The organism is Actimicrobium antarcticum (assembly GCF_039536745.1).
GTDB lineage: Bacteria > Pseudomonadota > Gammaproteobacteria > Burkholderiales > Burkholderiaceae_D > Actimicrobium > Actimicrobium antarcticum.
Genome location: NZ_BAAAZE010000007.1, coordinates 233,787 through 249,919, shown reverse-complemented (window position 1 = coordinate 249,919; position 16,133 = coordinate 233,787). Strand labels below are relative to the sequence as shown.

Sequence of the window (16,133 nt, the reverse complement as noted above, 5' to 3'; positions counted from 1 at the left end):
TGAGGCACAAGCAATGCTGTTATCAGAACAAGCGTATAAAAAAATCGACCGCGAGGTCGCAAAATTCCCCGCCGAGCAAAAGCAGTCGGCGGTCATGGGAGCCCTGGCAATCGCTCAGGACGAATCGGGCTGGCTGTCACCCGACGTGATGAAGGAAATTGCCGATTACCTCGGGATGGCCGCCATCGCCGTCCAGGAAGTCGCCACCTTCTATGCGATGTACAACACCGCGCCGATGGGTAAATTCAAGATCACGGTCTGTACCAACTTGCCGTGTGCCTTGTCGGGCGGCGAGAAGGCTGCGCAATATCTGAAACACAAGCTCGGTATCGACTACCGTGAAACCAGTGCAGACGGCCAGTTCACGTTGCAGGAAGGCGAATGCATGGGTGCCTGCGGCGATGCGCCAGTCATGCTGGTGAATAACAAACGCATGTGCAGCTGGATGTCGAACGAAAAAATCGATGCGCTCGTGGAGGAATTGAAAAATGACTAGCCTGCATACCCGACATATCAAACCGCTGATCCTGGCCGGACTCGATGGCAAGAACTGGCATCTGGCCGACTACGTCGCGCGCGGCGGTTACGCCCAGCTGCGCCGCATTCTGAGCGACAAGATCACGCCGGAACAAGTCATCGCCGAACTGAAGGCATCCTCGCTGCGCGGTCGCGGCGGCGCCGGTTTTCCGACCGGCCTGAAGTGGAGCTTCATGCCGCGCCAGTTCCCGGGACAAAAATATCTTGTGTGTAACTCGGACGAAGGCGAGCCGGGCACATTCAAGGACCGCGACATCATGCGTTACAACCCCCATGCATTGATCGAAGGCATGGCCATCGGTGCGTACGCAATGGGTATCACGGTTGGCTACAACTACATCCACGGCGAGATCTGGGCCGACTACGAACGCTTCGAAGAAGCCATCGAAGAAGCCCGTGCAGCCGGCATGCTCGGTGACCGTATTGCAGGCAGTGATTTCACGTTCCAGTTGCATGCATTCCATGGTTATGGCGCCTACATCTGCGGCGAAGAAACCGCCTTGCTCGAATCACTCGAAGGCAAGAAAGGGCAGCCACGTTTCAAGCCGCCTTTCCCTGCCAGTTTCGGCCTGTACGGCAAACCGACCACGATCAACAATACCGAAACCTTTGCCGCCGTACCGTTCGTTTTCGCCATGGGAGGCGAAGCGTATGCCGGCCTGGGCAAACCGAATAACGGCGGCACCAAGATTTTTTCGGTGTCGGGTGATGTCGCCAAACCGGGCAATTACGAAGTGCCGATGGGCACGCCGTTTGCGACTTTGCTGGAACTCGCTGGCGGCATGCGTGACGGCAAGAAGATCAAGGCCGTGATTCCTGGCGGGTCGTCGATGCCGGTATTGACAGGCGACGTGATGATGGCCACCGACATGGATTACGACTCGATCGCGAAAGCCGGTTCGATGCTGGGTTCCGGTGCGGTGATCGTGATGGACGAGACGCGCTGCATGGTCAAGTCGCTGCTGCGCCTGTCGTACTTTTATTACGAAGAATCGTGCGGACAGTGTACGCCGTGCCGCGAAGGCACAGGCTGGCTGTACCGCATGGTGCATCGTATCGAGCACGGACAAGGCCGGCCAGAAGATCTCGATTTGCTCAATTCGGTTGCGGACAATATTCAGGGCCGTACGATTTGTGCGCTCGGCGACGCTGCGGCGATGCCGGTGCGCGCCATGATCAAGAACTTCCGTGAAGAATTCGAATACCACATCGAGCACAAGCACTGCCTGGTTCCCGCTTACATCTGATCGTTCGGATCGACACGCGAACCAGACCAGTTACCTCGATCACTTTTGCATCGTGCGGCATGCCTCAGGCAGTCCGCCAACACTTGGGCAACAAAGATAGCCATGGTCGAAATCGAAATAGACGGCAAGAAAGTTGAAGTGCCTGCAGGCAGCATGGTAATGGACGCTGCCAACAAGCTGGGTACCTACATTCCGCACTTCTGCTACCACAAGAAATTGTCGATTGCGGCCAATTGCCGCATGTGTCTGGTGGAAGTGGAGAAAGCACCGAAACCGCTGCCAGCCTGCGCCACGCCGGTGTCGGCCGGGATGATCGTGCGTTCGAAGAGCGAGAAAGCCGTGCAGGCCCAAAAGGGCGTGATGGAATTCCTGCTGATCAATCATCCGCTGGATTGCCCGATCTGCGATCAGGGTGGCGAATGCCAGTTGCAGGATCTCGCGGTCGGATATGGTAAATCGTCGTCGCGCTACGAAGAAGAAAAGCGCGTCGTGGTGCCGAAAGACGCCGGCCCGCTGATCTCGATGAAAGAGATGAGCCGTTGTATCCATTGCACCCGCTGCGTGCGCTTCGGCCAGGAAATTGGCGGCGTGATGGAATTCGGCATGCTGGGTCGCGGCGAACACGCCGAGATCACCTCGTTCGTCGGTAGTGCAGTGGATTCCGAACTGTCGGGCAACATGATCGACCTGTGCCCGGTAGGCGCACTGACCTCCAAGCCATTCCGCTACAGCGCCCGTACCTGGGAACTGTCGCGCCGCAAATCGGTGAGTGCGCATGACGGCCTCGGTACCAACCTGGTCGTGCAGGTCAAGGGGGCCCGCGTGATGCGCGTGCTGCCGATGGAAAACGATGCGATCAACGAATGCTGGTTGTCGGACAAAGATCGCTTTGCGTACGAAGGCCTCAACAGCGACGAGCGTCTGACCGTCCCGATGGTCAAGCAGGGTGGCAAGTGGCAGGAAACCAGCTGGCAAAGTGCGCTCGAATATGTCGCGCACGGTTTGCGCAACATTAAAAACGAGCACGGTGCCGATGCAATTGCCGCACTCGCCACACCGAATTCCACGCTGGAAGAACTGTCGCTGCTGCAAAAAGTGGTGCGCGGCCTGGGGTCCGAGAATATCGATTTCCGCCTGCGTCAATCCGACTTCGCACTCGACGGTGTGGTCACGCCGTGGCTGGGCATGTCGATCAACGACTTCGGTCAGTTGCAGCGTGTCTTCGTAATTGGTTCGTTCCTGCGCAAGGACCATCCGCTGCTGGCTGCGCGTCTGCGTCAGGCTGTCAAGAATGGCGCGAAGATCAGTGTCTTGCACGCTACCGATGATGACTTGCTGATGCCGGTGGCGAACAAGATCATCGCTGCACCGTCTGACTGGCTGGCCATGCTCGGTCAGGTCATCAATGCCGTTGCTTCGGCAAAGTCGGTTGCGGTTCCCGATGGTGTCGAGACCGCCGATGCCTCTCCGGAAGCCAAGCAAATTGCTGCCAGCTTGTTGTCCGGTGAGCCCGGCGCTGTCATGCTCGGTAACGCTGCGGCCCAGCATCCACAGGCCGCGCAATTGCATGCAGCAGCCCAATGGCTGGCGCAAACGACGGGTACCACGCTCGGATATCTGACCGAAGCCGCGAATACGGTGGGCGGTTATCTGGCCAACGCGTTGCCAGGGCAGGGCGCCAATGCAGTGACCGCGTTCTCAGCACCGCGCAAAGCCTACCTGCTGTTCAACACCGAACCCGAACTCGATACCGCCAATCCGCAGGTCGCCCGCGCTGCGCTCGATCAAGCCGAGATGGTGGTCGCATTTTCGGCCTTCAAGCACGGCCTCGATTACGCCGATGTGCTGTTGCCGATTGCCCCGTTCACCGAAACGTCCGGCACCTTCGTCAGCTGCGAAGGTCGTGCGCAAAGTTTTAACGGCACCGTCAAGCCACTGGGCGATACCCGTCCGGGCTGGAAAGTCTTGCGCGTACTGGGTAACCTGCTTGGCCTGACCGGGTTTGACTACGAGACGTCCGAAGCGATACGCAACGAGGTGCTCGGTGCTGCGTCGATCATCGACCTTGACCTGACCGCGCGTATGAACAACACGACCACCATTGCACCGAAGGCTGCTGCTGCGCTGGCGAGCACCGGCCTCGAACGTGTCGCTGACGTGCCCATCTACTTCACCGATGCGATTGTCCGCCGCGCTCCGGCATTACAGGAGACCAATGATGCCCAGGCACCAAAAGCCCGCATCCCGACGGCACTGGCACAGCGCCTCGCCATTATCGACGGCGACACAGTGCGCGTGACCCAGGGTTCGGGTAGCGCGCTGCTGGTGGCGTTGGTCGAGGCCGGTTTGCCTGACAACGCGGTTCGTATTTCTGCGGGACACAAGTCGACCGCAATGCTGGGTGCCATGTTCGGCCCGATCAGTCTGGAGAAAGCGTAATGGATCAGTTTCTGCTGAATATCCATGCCACCGGCAATAGCTGGTTCGGTTACTTCTGGCCGCTGGTCTGGAACCTGATCAAGATCATCCTGCTGGTGTTGCCGATCATGGGTTGCGTGGCCTACCTGACGCTGTGGGAGCGCAAGATGATCGGCTGGATGCACGTGCGTATCGGCCCGAACCGGGTCGGTCCTGCCGGTCTGCTGCAACCGATCGCCGATGCCCTGAAGTTGCTGCTAAAAGAAATCATCATCCCGGCCAAAGCCAACAAGGCATTGTTCGTGATCGCACCGATCATGACCATCATGCCGGCGTTGGCCGCCTGGGTCATCATCCCGTTCGGTCCCGAACAGGCGCTCGCCAACCTGAACGCCGGTTTGCTGTTTGCGATGGCGATCATGTCGCTGGAAGTGTATGGCGTGATCATCGCCGGATGGGCATCGAATTCGAAATACGCTTTCCTCGGTGCGATGCGCGCGTCAGCACAGATGGTGTCGTACGAAATTTCGATGGGCTTCGTGCTGGTCATTGTGCTGATGGTGACAGGCAGCCTGAACTTCACCGACATCGTGATGAGCCAGACGCACGGACGGATGGCCGACATCGGTTTGAACTTCCTGTCCTGGAACTGGTTGCCACTATTGCCGATGTTCGGTGTCTACATTATTTCGGGCATCGCCGAAACCAACCGTCATCCGTTCGACGTGGTCGAAGGCGAGTCGGAAATCGTTGCCGGTCACATGGTGGAATACTCGGGCATGTCGTTTGCGATGTTCTTCCTGGCCGAGTACGCCAACATGATCCTGATTTCGGCACTCGCCTCGCTGATGTTCCTGGGCGGCTGGAATTCACCGATCGGCGAACAGATTCCCGTGTTGGGCTTGCTGTCCTATCTGCCGGGCTGGATCTGGCTGGGCATCAAGACCTTCCTGGTGGTATCGATTTTCATCTGGGTGCGTGCGTCATTCCCGCGTTACCGGTATGACCAGATCATGCGTCTCGGCTGGAAGGTTTTCATTCCGCTGACGCTCGGGTATCTGGTGATCGTGGCTGCGTGGATGCAGACCTCATGGAACATTTGGAAGTAAAGAAAAGAGGCTGGTACAAAATGGAAGCCATCAAGGATTTTTTTAGCAGCCTGATGCTGCGCGAGCTGTTCAAGGGCATGGCCCTGACCGGCCGGTACATGTTTGCGCGCAAGATCACGGTGCAGTTCCCGGAAGAAAAAACCCCGCAGTCACCGCGGTTCCGTGGTTTGCATGCATTGCGACGCTACCCGAATGGCGAAGAACGCTGCATCGCCTGCAAACTGTGCGAAGCAGTGTGCCCGGCGATGGCCATCACGATCGAATCGGAACAGCGCGACGACGGCTCACGTCGCACCACGCGCTATGACATCGACCTGACCAAATGCATCTTCTGCGGTTTTTGCGAAGAGTCCTGTCCGGTCGATTCGATCGTCGAAACCAGCATTCTCGAGTACCACGGCGAGAAGCGCGGCGACTTGTACTACACCAAGGAAATGCTGCTCGCCGTCGGCGACCGCTACGAAAACGACATCGCTGCAGCCCGTGCTGCCGACGCACCGTACCGCTGATGAATCTGTCAGCACCTCACCTCAATCTGGCAGTTTGCATGCCGACTCTTCTGGTCCATCATGGAATTTAAAACTGCCTTGTTTTACGCGTTTTCGGCGATCCTCGTGCTCGCCGCGCTGAAAGTCATCACTGACCGCAATCCGGTGCATTCCGCGCTGTTTCTGGTACTGGCTTTTTTCTCGGCGGCAGGCATCTGGCTGTTGCTGAAAGCCGAATTCCTCGCCATCGTGCTGGTGCTGGTGTATGTCGGCGCGGTGATGGTGCTGTTCCTGTTCGTCGTGATGATGCTCGATATTAATATCGACAAGATGCGCGAGGGCTTCTGGGGATACCTGCCGTTCGCCGCCTTCATCGGGGTGCTCATCGTGCTGGAAATGTCGGCGGTGCTGTTGCAGGCATTCTGGGCACCGGACGCGCAAGTCCCGGCGGCAGCCAACACGATCGGCAACACCAAGGAACTCGGCAAGCTGATCTATACCGAATACGTGTATGCGTTTGAAGTTGCTGCAGTAATTCTGTTGTTGGCTATCGTCGCGGCGGTTTCGCTGACGCTGCGCAAACGCAAGGACAGCAAGTATTTCGATCCTGCAGCTGCCGTTAAGGTCAAGGCCAGCGACCGCGTGCGTATCGTCAAAATGAAATCCGAATCGACCCGCGCTGCAGTGGTTGGTGCTGACTCCGGCTCCGGCGACCCGGCAACCCCCGCTGCACCCGCAGCAGAACAAAAATAAGGGGCCCACGTGACCGTTACCCTCGCACACTACCTGATCCTCGGCGCGATCCTGTTCGCGATCTCGATTGTCGGCATCTTCCTCAACCGCAAAAACATCATCGTGCTGTTGATGGCGATCGAGCTGATGCTGCTGGCGGTGAATACCAATTTCATCGCGTTCTCGCATTACCTGGGCGACGCAGCCGGGCAGATTTTCGTGTTCTTCATTCTTACCGTCGCGGCTGCCGAGTCGGCGATCGGGCTGGCCATTCTGGTGGTGCTGTTCCGTAACCTCGACACCATCAATGTCGAAGACCTCGACAGCCTGAAAGGATAGTCACTGTGATGACCATCAACACCATCATGCTTTTGAACATGCAGTGCAAAAATAACGATAAGGTCTAACATGGCAGGCCAACTTAACCCCAACCTCTTGCTGGTCGTTCCGCTGGCGCCGCTGGTCGGCGCGGCGATTGCCGGTCTCTTCGGTACCCGCTTTTTCGGCAATGTGATCGGCCGCAGAGTCTCGCATACCGCGACCATTCTTGGCGTGCTGATCGCACTGATCGTCTCGATTCAGACCCTGATGGCTGTGCTGGATGGTGCCAGTTTCAATGGCACGCTTTACACCTGGCTGACCGTTGGGTCGCTGAAGATGGAAGTTGGTTTCCTCATCGACAGCCTGACCGCGATGATGATGTGCGTGGTGACCTTCGTGTCGCTGATGGTGCACGTGTACTCGGTCGGCTACATGCGCGAAGACGAAGGCTACAACCGCTTCTTTTCGTACATTTCGCTGTTCACGTTCTCGATGTTGATGCTGGTCATGAGCAACAACTTCCTGCAGCTGTTCTTCGGCTGGGAGGCGGTGGGTCTGGTGTCGTATTTGCTGATCGGTTTCTATTACACCAAGCCGACCGCGATCGTCGCCAACATGAAAGCCTTCCTGGTCAACCGGGTCGGTGACTTTGGTTTCATCCTCGGCATTGGCTTGCTGATGGCGTATGCCGGCTCGATGAACTATCAGGAAGTGTTTGCCAAAAAAGAAGCGCTCGCGACATTGATGCTGCCGGGTACCGGCTGGATGCTGGTGACGGTGGCCTGCATCTGCCTGTTTATTGGCGCGATGGGCAAGTCGGCACAATTTCCGCTGCATGTCTGGTTGCCTGATTCGATGGAAGGCCCGACCCCGATTTCGGCGCTGATTCACGCGGCAACCATGGTCACGGCCGGTATCTTCATGGTGGCACGCATGTCGCCGCTGTTCGAGCTGTCCGACATGGCGCTGTCGTTCATTCTGGTGATCGGTTCGATCACGGCGCTGTTCATGGGGTTCCTGGGCATCATCCAGACCGACATCAAGCGCGTAGTGGCGTATTCGACGCTGTCGCAGCTCGGCTACATGACCGTGGCGCTCGGTTGCTCGGCATACTCGATCGCCGTGTTTCACCTGATGACGCATGCGTTCTTCAAGGCCTTGCTGTTCCTCGGCGCCGGGTCGGTGATCGTCGGCATGCACCACGACCAGGACATCCGCAACATGGGTGGCCTGCGCAAATACATGCCGATTACCTGGATCACGTCGCTGGTCGGTTCGCTGGCCCTGATCGGTACGCCGTTCTTCTCGGGTTTCTATTCGAAAGACAGCATCATCGAGGCGGTCGCGGCTACCCATTTGCCTGGTGCCGGTTTTGCCCAGTTCTCGGTTCTGGCCGGCGTGTTCGTCACGGCGTTCTACTCGTTCCGCATGTACTTTATTGTGTTCCATGGCAAAGAGCGTTTCGGTCAGCCGCATCATGCCGCTGCCCATGACGACCACCACGATGCCAAGGACGATGCGCATGCGCACGGCCACGATGAACATCACGGTCTGGCTCCTGGACAGAAGCCGCACGAGTCACCGTGGGTCATCACCTTGCCGCTGGTATTGCTGGCGATTCCGTCAGCACTGATCGGTTTCCTGACCATCGAGCCGATGCTGTTCGGCGACTTCTTCAAGAACGTCATCTTTGTCAATGAAGCCCACCACGCGATGGAAGAATTGCGCAACGAGTTCCACGGACCGCTGCAAATGGCCTTGCATGGTCTGACCTCGCTGCCGTTCTGGCTGGCGGTTGCCGGTGTCGCGAGTTCGTATTATTTCTACCTGATCAATCCGAAAGTGCCGGCGCTGATCAAACAAAAATGCGGCCCGATCTACACGCTGCTGGAGAACAAGTACTACCTCGACAAGTTCAACGAGGTCGTCTTCGCCAAGGGTGCGATTGCGATCGGTTCCGGCTTCTCGCGCTTCGGTGATCGCGTGCTGATCGACGGGGTCGTCGTCAACGGTAGCGCCAGGGTCGTTGGCTGGTTGTCCACCGTCATCCGCAAATTGCAGTCCGGCTATATCTACCATTACGCATTCGTGATGATTCTTGGCGTGCTGGGATTCTTGATGGCGTTCCTGCCATTCCCACGGTTTCCTTTTAACCAATAAGCTGGCCAGGTCACTCCAACATACTCATGATTCAGTCCACATTCTCCGCTTCGTTTTCAATTCTCAGCCTGGCCATCTGGTGCCCGATTGCCTTTGGCCTGCTGATCCTGGCATTCGGTCGCGATGACAATCCCGGCCTGGTGCGACTTGCCGCACTGATCGGTTCGGTGGTCAGCTTCCTGGCTACGCTGCCACTGGTTCAGCACTTCGATAATGCCGCCCACGGCATGCAGTTTGTCGAAAAGATGTCCTGGATCGAGCGCTTCAATATCCAGTACTTCCTTGGTATCGATGGCATCTCGCTGTGGCTGGTGGTGCTGACCGCGTTCGTGACCATCATCGTCGTGGTCGCCGCCTGGGAAGTCATCGAGAAAAAAGTCGCCCAGTACATGGGTGCCTTCCTGATCCTGTCGGGCCTGATGATCGGCGTGTTCTGTGCGCTGGACGGCTTGCTGTTCTACGTATTCTTCGAAGCCACGCTGATCCCGATGTTCATCATTATCGGTATCTGGGGCGGCGCAAACCGGGTCTACGCAGCGATCAAATTCTTCCTGTACACCTTCTTCGGTTCGCTGCTGATGCTGGTCGCGTTGCTGTACCTGTACTTCGCCTCGGGCGGTTCGTTCGACATCACGTACTGGCACGATCTGCCATTGCCGTTGAACGTGCAGATTCCGCTGTTCCTGGCTTTCCTGATGGCGTTTGCCGTCAAGGTGCCGATGTGGCCGGTGCATACCTGGCTGCCGGACGCCCACGTTGAAGCACCTACCGGTGGGTCGGTCGTGCTGGCAGCGATCATGCTGAAGCTGGGTGCGTATGGCTTCCTGCGCTTCTCGCTGCCGATCACGCCGGATGCCAGCCACTATCTGGCACCGATGATGATCACGCTGTCCCTGATCGCGGTGATCTACATTGGCCTGGTCGCGCTGGTCCAGACCGACATGAAAAAACTGGTCGCCTATTCGTCGATTGCGCACATGGGTTTCGTCACGCTCGGTTTCTTTGTCTTCAATGACATGGCAGTGCAGGGCGGTATCGTCCAGATGATTTCCCACGGCTTCGTCTCGGCCGCGATGTTCCTGTGTATCGGCGTGCTGTACGACCGCATGCATTCACGCGCCATCGCCGACTACGGCGGAGTGGTGAATACGATGCCGAAGTTTGCGGCCTTCTTCGTGCTGTTTTCGCTGGCCAATTGCGGCTTGCCTGCCACCTCCGGTTTCGTGGGCGAGTTCATGGTCATCCTCGGTGCGATCAAGTTCAATTTCTGGATAGGTTTGCTGGCAGCGACGGCGCTAATCTTCGGTGCGGCGTACTCGTTGTGGCTGGTCAAGCGCGTGATCTTCGGTGCGGTTGCCAACGACAACGTGGCCAAGCTGAAAGACCTGAGCCTGCGCGAATTCGGCATGCTCGGTGTGATTGCGATTGCTGTCCTGGTGATGGGCCTGTACCCGGCGCCGATCACCGATGCGATGCAAACCTCGGTGGCAGATCTGCTGCAGCATGTGTCGATCTCCAAAGCCAACTGATGAACCTGAACGCCAACATCCTTAGTGGACAGCCGGTTGCGGCAATAAAATGAACAACATGAATCTGATCCCTATCTATCCTGAAATTTTCCTGATCATCGCCACGTCGATCATTCTGCTGATCGACATGTATTTGTCGGACAAGCAGCGTTCGATTACGTATGCACTGTCGCTGGTCACCCTCGCTGTGTGCGGTGCGATCAGCTACGTCTATCTGATGATCGGCGAAACGTCCTACATCTTCGGTAACATGGTCGTGGTCGATCCGATGGCCAACCTGATGAAGCTGTTTTCGTATCTGGCGGTGGGCGTGACGCTGGTGTATTCGCGCAGTTACGTGGCGGCGCGCGGCATCGTCAATGACAAGCTCGGTGGCGAATTCTATGTGCTGGCGCTGTTCTCGCTGGCGGGCCAGATGGTGATGATTTCAGGTAGCAACCTGCTGATCATTTATCTGGGACTCGAACTGATGTCGCTGTCGCTGTACGCGCTGGTGGCATTGCGACGTGAACATACCCAATCGACCGAAGCGGCGATGAAGTACTTCATCCTCGGCGCGCTGGCGTCCGGTTTCCTGTTGTACGGGATGTCGATGCTGTACGGCGCCACCGGTTCGCTCGACCTGGCAGACATCGTCAAGGTCAGCATGTCCGGCACCGCCAACCGCACGATTCTGGTGTTCGGTATCGTCTTCGTGGTGGCTGGCCTGGCCTTCAAGCTCGGCGTCGTGCCATTCCACATGTGGGTGCCTGACGTCTATCAGGGCGCACCGACTGCGGTAACCCTGCTGCTGGGCGGCGCGCCAAAACTGGCGACCTTCGTTATCACGGTGCGCCTGCTAGTGGAAGGCTTGCTGCCGCTGGCGTTCGACTGGCAGCAAATGCTGATGGTGCTGGCCATCCTGTCGCTGGCGATCGGTAACATCACCGCCATCATCCAGACCAACCTGAAACGCATGCTGGCGTATTCGACGATCTCGCAAATGGGTTTTGTGCTGCTCGGCCTGTTGTCTGGTGTGACCGATGGCAATGGCTTCTCGGCAGTCAATGCCTACAGCTCGGCGATGTTCTACACCATCACCTATGTGATGACCACGCTGGGCACCTTCGGCATCATCATGCTGCTGTCGCGTTCCGGTTTTGAAGCCGAGAACATCGATGACCTGAAAGGCCTCAATCAGCGCAGCCCGTGGTTTGCGCTGGTCATGATGCTATTCATGTTCTCGCTGGCAGGTGTGCCGCCGATGATGGGTTTCTACGCCAAATTGTCGGTACTGCAGGCAGTGCTCGGAACCGGCCATATCTGGCTTGCCGTGCTGGCGGTATTGTTCTCGCTGATCGGTGCTTACTACTATTTGCGCGTGATCAAGGTCATGTACTTCGATGCGCCAGCCACCACCGAAAAGATCGTCGCCAACACCGACATGCGTGTGGTGCTGAGTCTGAACGGCGCCGCTGTCGTGGCGCTCGGCCTGATGCCGGGTGCGCTGATGACCGCGTGCGAGACCGCCGTAGGTCAGTCGCTGCGCGCCTTCGTGCGCACGCTGTACTAACTTGGATATTTCTCTCGCCAGCTGGTTCGTCATTCTTCTGGCGCTCGCCGCAGCCAATCTGCCATTTTTCAGCGAGCGTCTGTTTGCGCTGATTCCGTTGCGCTCGACCGGGACGCCACCGGTCAAGTCGCTGTGGTGGCGCTTGCTCGAACTGATCGTGATGTACTTCGTCGTCGGTCTGTTCGGCCGACTGATCGAAGGCCGCACCGGCGACGTGTTCACCCAGAACTGGGAGTTCTACGCGATCGGGGCGGTTGCCTTCATTGTGCTGGCCTATCCGGGGTTTGCCTACCGCTACCTGCGCAAGCAACACGGCTGAAGTTCAGCCGGAATTCAGTCAAAAACAGGAGCCATCCCATGGACCGTCATCTGAAAGAAACCCGCATCGATGGCGAGCTCGTCTACGACGGCCGCTTCCTGAAAGTGACGAAGGACACGGTCAGTCTGCCGGACGGCAGGCATACCTCGCGCGAGTACATTCGTCATCCGGGTGCCGTGGTCATACTGCCGCTGTTCGACGATGGCCGCATCCTGCTGGAGCGCCAGTATCGCTACCCGGTAGATCAGGTCATGATCGAATATCCTGCCGGTAAAATTGATCTGAACGAAGACCCGCTAGCCTGCGCCAAGCGCGAACTGCAGGAAGAAACCGGTTACACCGCTACCGACTGGCAGTTCGTCTGCACTATCCACAACGCAATTGCGTATTCGGATGAGCATCTGGAAATTTATCTGGCGCGTGGCCTGATTGCTGGTCCGAGCAAGCTCGATGAGGGCGAGTTTCTGGAGACGTTTTTTTCAACGGTGCCGGAGATGCTGAGCTGGATACGTGAGGGAAAAGTAACCGATGTCAAAACCGTCATCGGCACGTTCTGGCTGGAAAAGATATTGGCAGGGACGTGGTCACCAACGCCCGAGAAATAGAACGCCAGGCTCGGTATTGGCCCCTCTCTCGACAAACGGTCAGCTGGCAAAGAGGCTCGTTAGACTGCAGATTGGTCTGCATAGTCAGCCCTTTCAAGGTGGTCCGCTGGCTGCCGACAGAACGTCGAATCCGTTGCCGAATCGTAGGTCGGGCTGCGAAGCCCAACATGCGTCAAGCTGCCTTCTAGGTCGCCACGGCGTGCGGTCGTCGGTAGCTAAAACGGGTTACGCTCCGTTGATACAAGCCGGGTGCGGCCCGGCAGCCGGTCACTTCTTTTTGCTTCGCCAAAAAGCAGTAACCAAGAAAAAGGCGACCGCAAGACCGCTGCCCTGCGGGTTCCCAAAAACGGGATACGGCAAGAGGGAGGCCCGCAAACTCGCTGCGCTCAGACAGTGCGGGCCTCTTATCCTCTTGCCGTACCCCGTTTTTGGCAGCGATCTTTTTATGCGGAATTCAAGGTCAAGACCAAGCCCAGCCTTGGAACCAGCGAGATGGTCGTGCTCGCTTTGCACGAGAAAACTTCCTCGTCGATATCGACATCGAGTTCAAAACCAACGTCAAAACCAACATCAAAACCAAAACCAAAACCAAAACCAAAACCAAAACCTACAAGGCTTTTACAAGCCATCTTTCTCGCGCAAAGCGAGCCTGGCCATCAATCAATCATCAAGGCTTGGCTTGGTTTTGACGTTGAATTCCGCATAAAAGGCCGCTGCCAAATACCGTGTCCGGGCAGGGGATAAGAGGGCCGCACTGTCTGAGCGCAGCGAGTTTGCGGCCCTCCCCCTGACCGGGCTCGGTATTTGGGAACCCGTAGGGCAGCGGTCTAGCGGTCGCCTTTTTTTGCTTACTTTATTTGGCGAAGCAAAAAAAGTGAGCGGCTGCCGGGCCGCACCCGGCTTGGCTCCACGGAGCGCAACCCGTTTTAGCTACCGCAGACCGCAGCCCGCAACCCCCGCGTCGCCGCGACCCGCAAAGCAACCCGACGCATGTTGGGCTTCGCAGCCCAACAGTCATGCAGCGCACCTTGCGGCGCCCTGAACAATGAAAGAAACTGGCGGTACTAGACGCCGTAATGCAGGGATGCCATTCGAATGGCAGTGTCGACCTGCAAAGCGCTCAATTTGTTTTACTTCACATCAACCCACCGCATCGCTGTCGGGCTAGGGGGGTGTGCGGCCTAACGGCTGATATCCTTCACGGCAACCTGCGAGCTGTCGACAAAGCAGCCCGCAAAGTCGTGTTCACAATCCCGAAATCCAGCAGCGTTACAAGCTAATTACATCCCCCCATAGTTCGGCCCGCCACCACCTTCCGGCGTGACCCAGACGATATTTTGCGTCGGGTCCTTGATGTCGCAGGTCTTGCAATGCACGCAGTTCTGCGCATTGATCTGCAGTCGATCGGCGCCATCGTCGGCTTTCACGTATTCGTACACGCCCGCCGGACAGTAGCGTGCTTCCGGCCCGGCGTAGCGCGCCAGGTTGACATGCACCGGCACCGACGGGTCTTTCAGCGTCAAATGGATCGGCTGGTCTTCGGCATGGTTGGTATTCGAAATAAAGACCGACGACAAACGGTCGAAGGTCAGTTTGCCATCCGGTTTCGGATACACGATCGGCGTGAATTGCGAGGCCGGCTTCATGCATTCGTGATCGGCATGGGTGTGATGCAGCGTCCATGGTGCTTTGCCGCGGAAGACGATCTGGTCGATCCCGACCATCAGCGCACCGGTCAGCAAGCCCTTGCTCATCCACGGTTTGAAGTTGCGTGCGACATGCAGTTCTTCATGCAGCCAGGATTGCTCGAAGGCTTCCGGATAGCTGGTCAGTTCATCGAACTGGCGCGCTTCGGCCAGGGCCGCGAATGCAGCGTCTGCTGCGAGCATGCCGGTTTTCATGGCCGCATGGCTGCCCTTGATCCGGCTGGTGTTGAGGAAGCCGGCATCGCAACCGATCAGCACGCCGCCCGGAAAGGTCAGCTTCGGCAGCGATTGCAGGCCGCCAGCCGTGATCGCCCGTGCGCCATACGAAATGCGCTTGCCGCCTTCGAAGAACTTGCGGATTTCCGGGTGTGTCTTGTAGCGCTGGAATTCTTCATACGGTGACAGATACGGATTGTCGTAGCCCAGCCCGACCACGTAGCCGACCGCGACCTGGTTGTTTTCGAGGTGATACAGGAACGAGCCGCCATACGTGTCATTCTGCAGCGGCCAGCCGGCGGTATGCACCACCAGGCCGGGCTTGTGCAATGCCGGATCGATCTCCCACAATTCCTTGATGCCGATACCGTAGGTTTGCGGGTCCTTGCCCTTGTTGAGCATGTACTTTTCCATCAGCTGCTTGCCGAGATGGCCGCGTGCGCCTTCGGCAAAGAACGTGTATTTGGCATGCAATTCCATGCCGAGCTGGAACGCTGCGCTGGGCTTGTTGTGGCGGTCAATACCCATATTGCCGGTTGCCACACCCTTGACCGAGCCATCGTCGTTGTACAGGATTTCGGCAGCCGGAAAGCCCGGGAAAATTTCGACGCCCAGTGCCTCGGCCTGCTGGCCCAGCCAGCGCACCACGTTGGCCAGCGAGATGACGTAATTGCCATGATTCTGGAAGCAGCCCGGCAGCATCCAGTTGGGTGTTTTGTGTGCTTTGGTTTCGGTCAGGAACAGGAAGCGGTCTTCCGAGACTTCGGTGTGCAGCGGCGCGCCGAGTTCCTTCCAGTTCGGGAACAGTTCATTCATCGCGATCGGGTCCATGACGGCACCGGACAGGATATGGGCGCCAAGTTCGCCGCCTTTTTCAAGTACGCAGACGGTCACTTCGGTGCCTTTTTCGGCGGCTAGTTGCTTGAGGCGGATCGCGGCCGAGAGACCGGCAGGGCCACCGCCGACGATGACGACGTCATACTCCATCGCTTCGCGCGGGCCGTATTGATCGAGGATGCTCTGGTTGAGGCTGTGCGTCATGGGGGTCACCGTGTAATTGTTATCGAACGAACGTGCTAATTGTCGGGGTTTTTGCTCGGGATTGCTAGGCCATGCGCTCTAATCGAATGGCATTCGTGTAATGATAACGGCTTGAACGCACTACGCCGCATGGCACGCCATATAACAAGGAGA

At 57.6% G+C, this 16,133-nt stretch carries 14 protein-coding genes; 12 read left to right on the top strand and 2 right to left on the bottom strand.

Annotation, left to right across the window (positions count from 1 at the left end; translation table 11 throughout):
* Nucleotides 1-13 precede the first annotated feature (13 nt).
* From nuoE to ABD720_RS07365, 12 genes are all read left to right on the top strand, one after another.
* A complete protein-coding gene (nuoE, locus tag ABD720_RS07420) occupies nucleotides 14-496 on the top strand; it encodes an NADH-quinone oxidoreductase subunit NuoE (RefSeq protein ID WP_344762626.1) in 483 nt (160 codons plus the stop codon).
* Complete coding sequence (gene nuoF, locus ABD720_RS07415) at nucleotides 489-1,784, top strand: NADH-quinone oxidoreductase subunit NuoF (RefSeq protein WP_344762625.1); 1,296 nt, start codon at nucleotides 489-491, stop codon at nucleotides 1,782-1,784. Before nuoE ends, nuoF begins: the two co-directional genes overlap by 8 nt.
* A gap of 102 nt (nucleotides 1,785-1,886) precedes the next feature.
* Complete coding sequence (nuoG, locus tag ABD720_RS07410) at nucleotides 1,887-4,223, top strand: NADH-quinone oxidoreductase subunit NuoG (protein WP_344762624.1); 2,337 nt, start codon at nucleotides 1,887-1,889, stop codon at nucleotides 4,221-4,223.
* Nucleotides 4,223-5,311, top strand: a complete 1,089-nt coding sequence (gene nuoH, locus ABD720_RS07405; protein WP_344762623.1) for an NADH-quinone oxidoreductase subunit NuoH — start codon at nucleotides 4,223-4,225, stop codon at nucleotides 5,309-5,311. Before nuoG ends, nuoH begins: the two co-directional genes overlap by 1 nt.
* 20 nt (nucleotides 5,312-5,331) lie before the next feature.
* On the top strand, nucleotides 5,332-5,820 hold the full coding sequence (gene nuoI, locus ABD720_RS07400; RefSeq protein ID WP_009666932.1) for an NADH-quinone oxidoreductase subunit NuoI: 489 nt from the start codon (nucleotides 5,332-5,334) through the stop codon (nucleotides 5,818-5,820).
* Nucleotides 5,821-5,880: 60 nt separating this feature from the next.
* A complete protein-coding gene (locus ABD720_RS07395) occupies nucleotides 5,881-6,552 on the top strand; it encodes an NADH-quinone oxidoreductase subunit J (protein ID WP_344762622.1) in 672 nt (223 codons plus the stop codon).
* A 9-nt stretch (nucleotides 6,553-6,561) separates the two neighbouring features.
* Entirely contained in the window at nucleotides 6,562-6,870 is a 309-nt protein-coding gene (gene nuoK, locus ABD720_RS07390; protein ID WP_344762621.1) for an NADH-quinone oxidoreductase subunit NuoK, read from the top strand.
* A 69-nt stretch (nucleotides 6,871-6,939) separates the two neighbouring features.
* Nucleotides 6,940-9,012 (top strand): NADH-quinone oxidoreductase subunit L, encoded by a 2,073-nt coding sequence (nuoL, locus tag ABD720_RS07385; protein ID WP_344762620.1) that lies wholly within the window; start codon nucleotides 6,940-6,942, stop codon nucleotides 9,010-9,012.
* 26 nt (nucleotides 9,013-9,038) lie between these two features.
* Nucleotides 9,039-10,541, top strand: coding sequence for an NADH-quinone oxidoreductase subunit M (locus ABD720_RS07380; RefSeq protein ID WP_344762619.1), 1,503 nt, complete (start codon nucleotides 9,039-9,041; stop codon nucleotides 10,539-10,541).
* A 49-nt stretch (nucleotides 10,542-10,590) separates the two neighbouring features.
* A complete protein-coding gene (nuoN, locus tag ABD720_RS07375) occupies nucleotides 10,591-12,093 on the top strand; it encodes an NADH-quinone oxidoreductase subunit NuoN (RefSeq protein WP_344762618.1) in 1,503 nt (500 codons plus the stop codon).
* A 1-nt stretch (nucleotide 12,094) separates the two neighbouring features.
* Complete coding sequence (locus tag ABD720_RS07370; protein ID WP_344762617.1) at nucleotides 12,095-12,412, top strand: DUF2818 family protein; 318 nt, start codon at nucleotides 12,095-12,097, stop codon at nucleotides 12,410-12,412.
* A gap of 38 nt (nucleotides 12,413-12,450) precedes the next feature.
* Nucleotides 12,451-13,017: an NUDIX domain-containing protein gene (locus ABD720_RS07365; protein ID WP_344762616.1), complete on the top strand. Its 567-nt coding sequence runs from the start codon at nucleotides 12,451-12,453 to the stop codon at nucleotides 13,015-13,017.
* A gap of 443 nt (nucleotides 13,018-13,460) precedes the next feature.
* Here the strand turns inward: ABD720_RS07365 and ABD720_RS07360 are convergent, their stop codons facing one another.
* Both ABD720_RS07360 and ABD720_RS07355 read right to left on the bottom strand, forming a co-directional pair.
* Entirely contained in the window at nucleotides 13,461-13,646 is a 186-nt protein-coding gene (locus tag ABD720_RS07360; RefSeq protein ID WP_344762615.1) for a hypothetical protein, read from the bottom strand.
* A 651-nt stretch (nucleotides 13,647-14,297) separates the two neighbouring features.
* Nucleotides 14,298-15,980 (bottom strand): electron transfer flavoprotein-ubiquinone oxidoreductase, encoded by a 1,683-nt coding sequence (locus ABD720_RS07355; protein WP_344762614.1) that lies wholly within the window; start codon nucleotides 15,978-15,980, stop codon nucleotides 14,298-14,300.
* Nucleotides 15,981-16,133 lie beyond the last annotated feature (153 nt).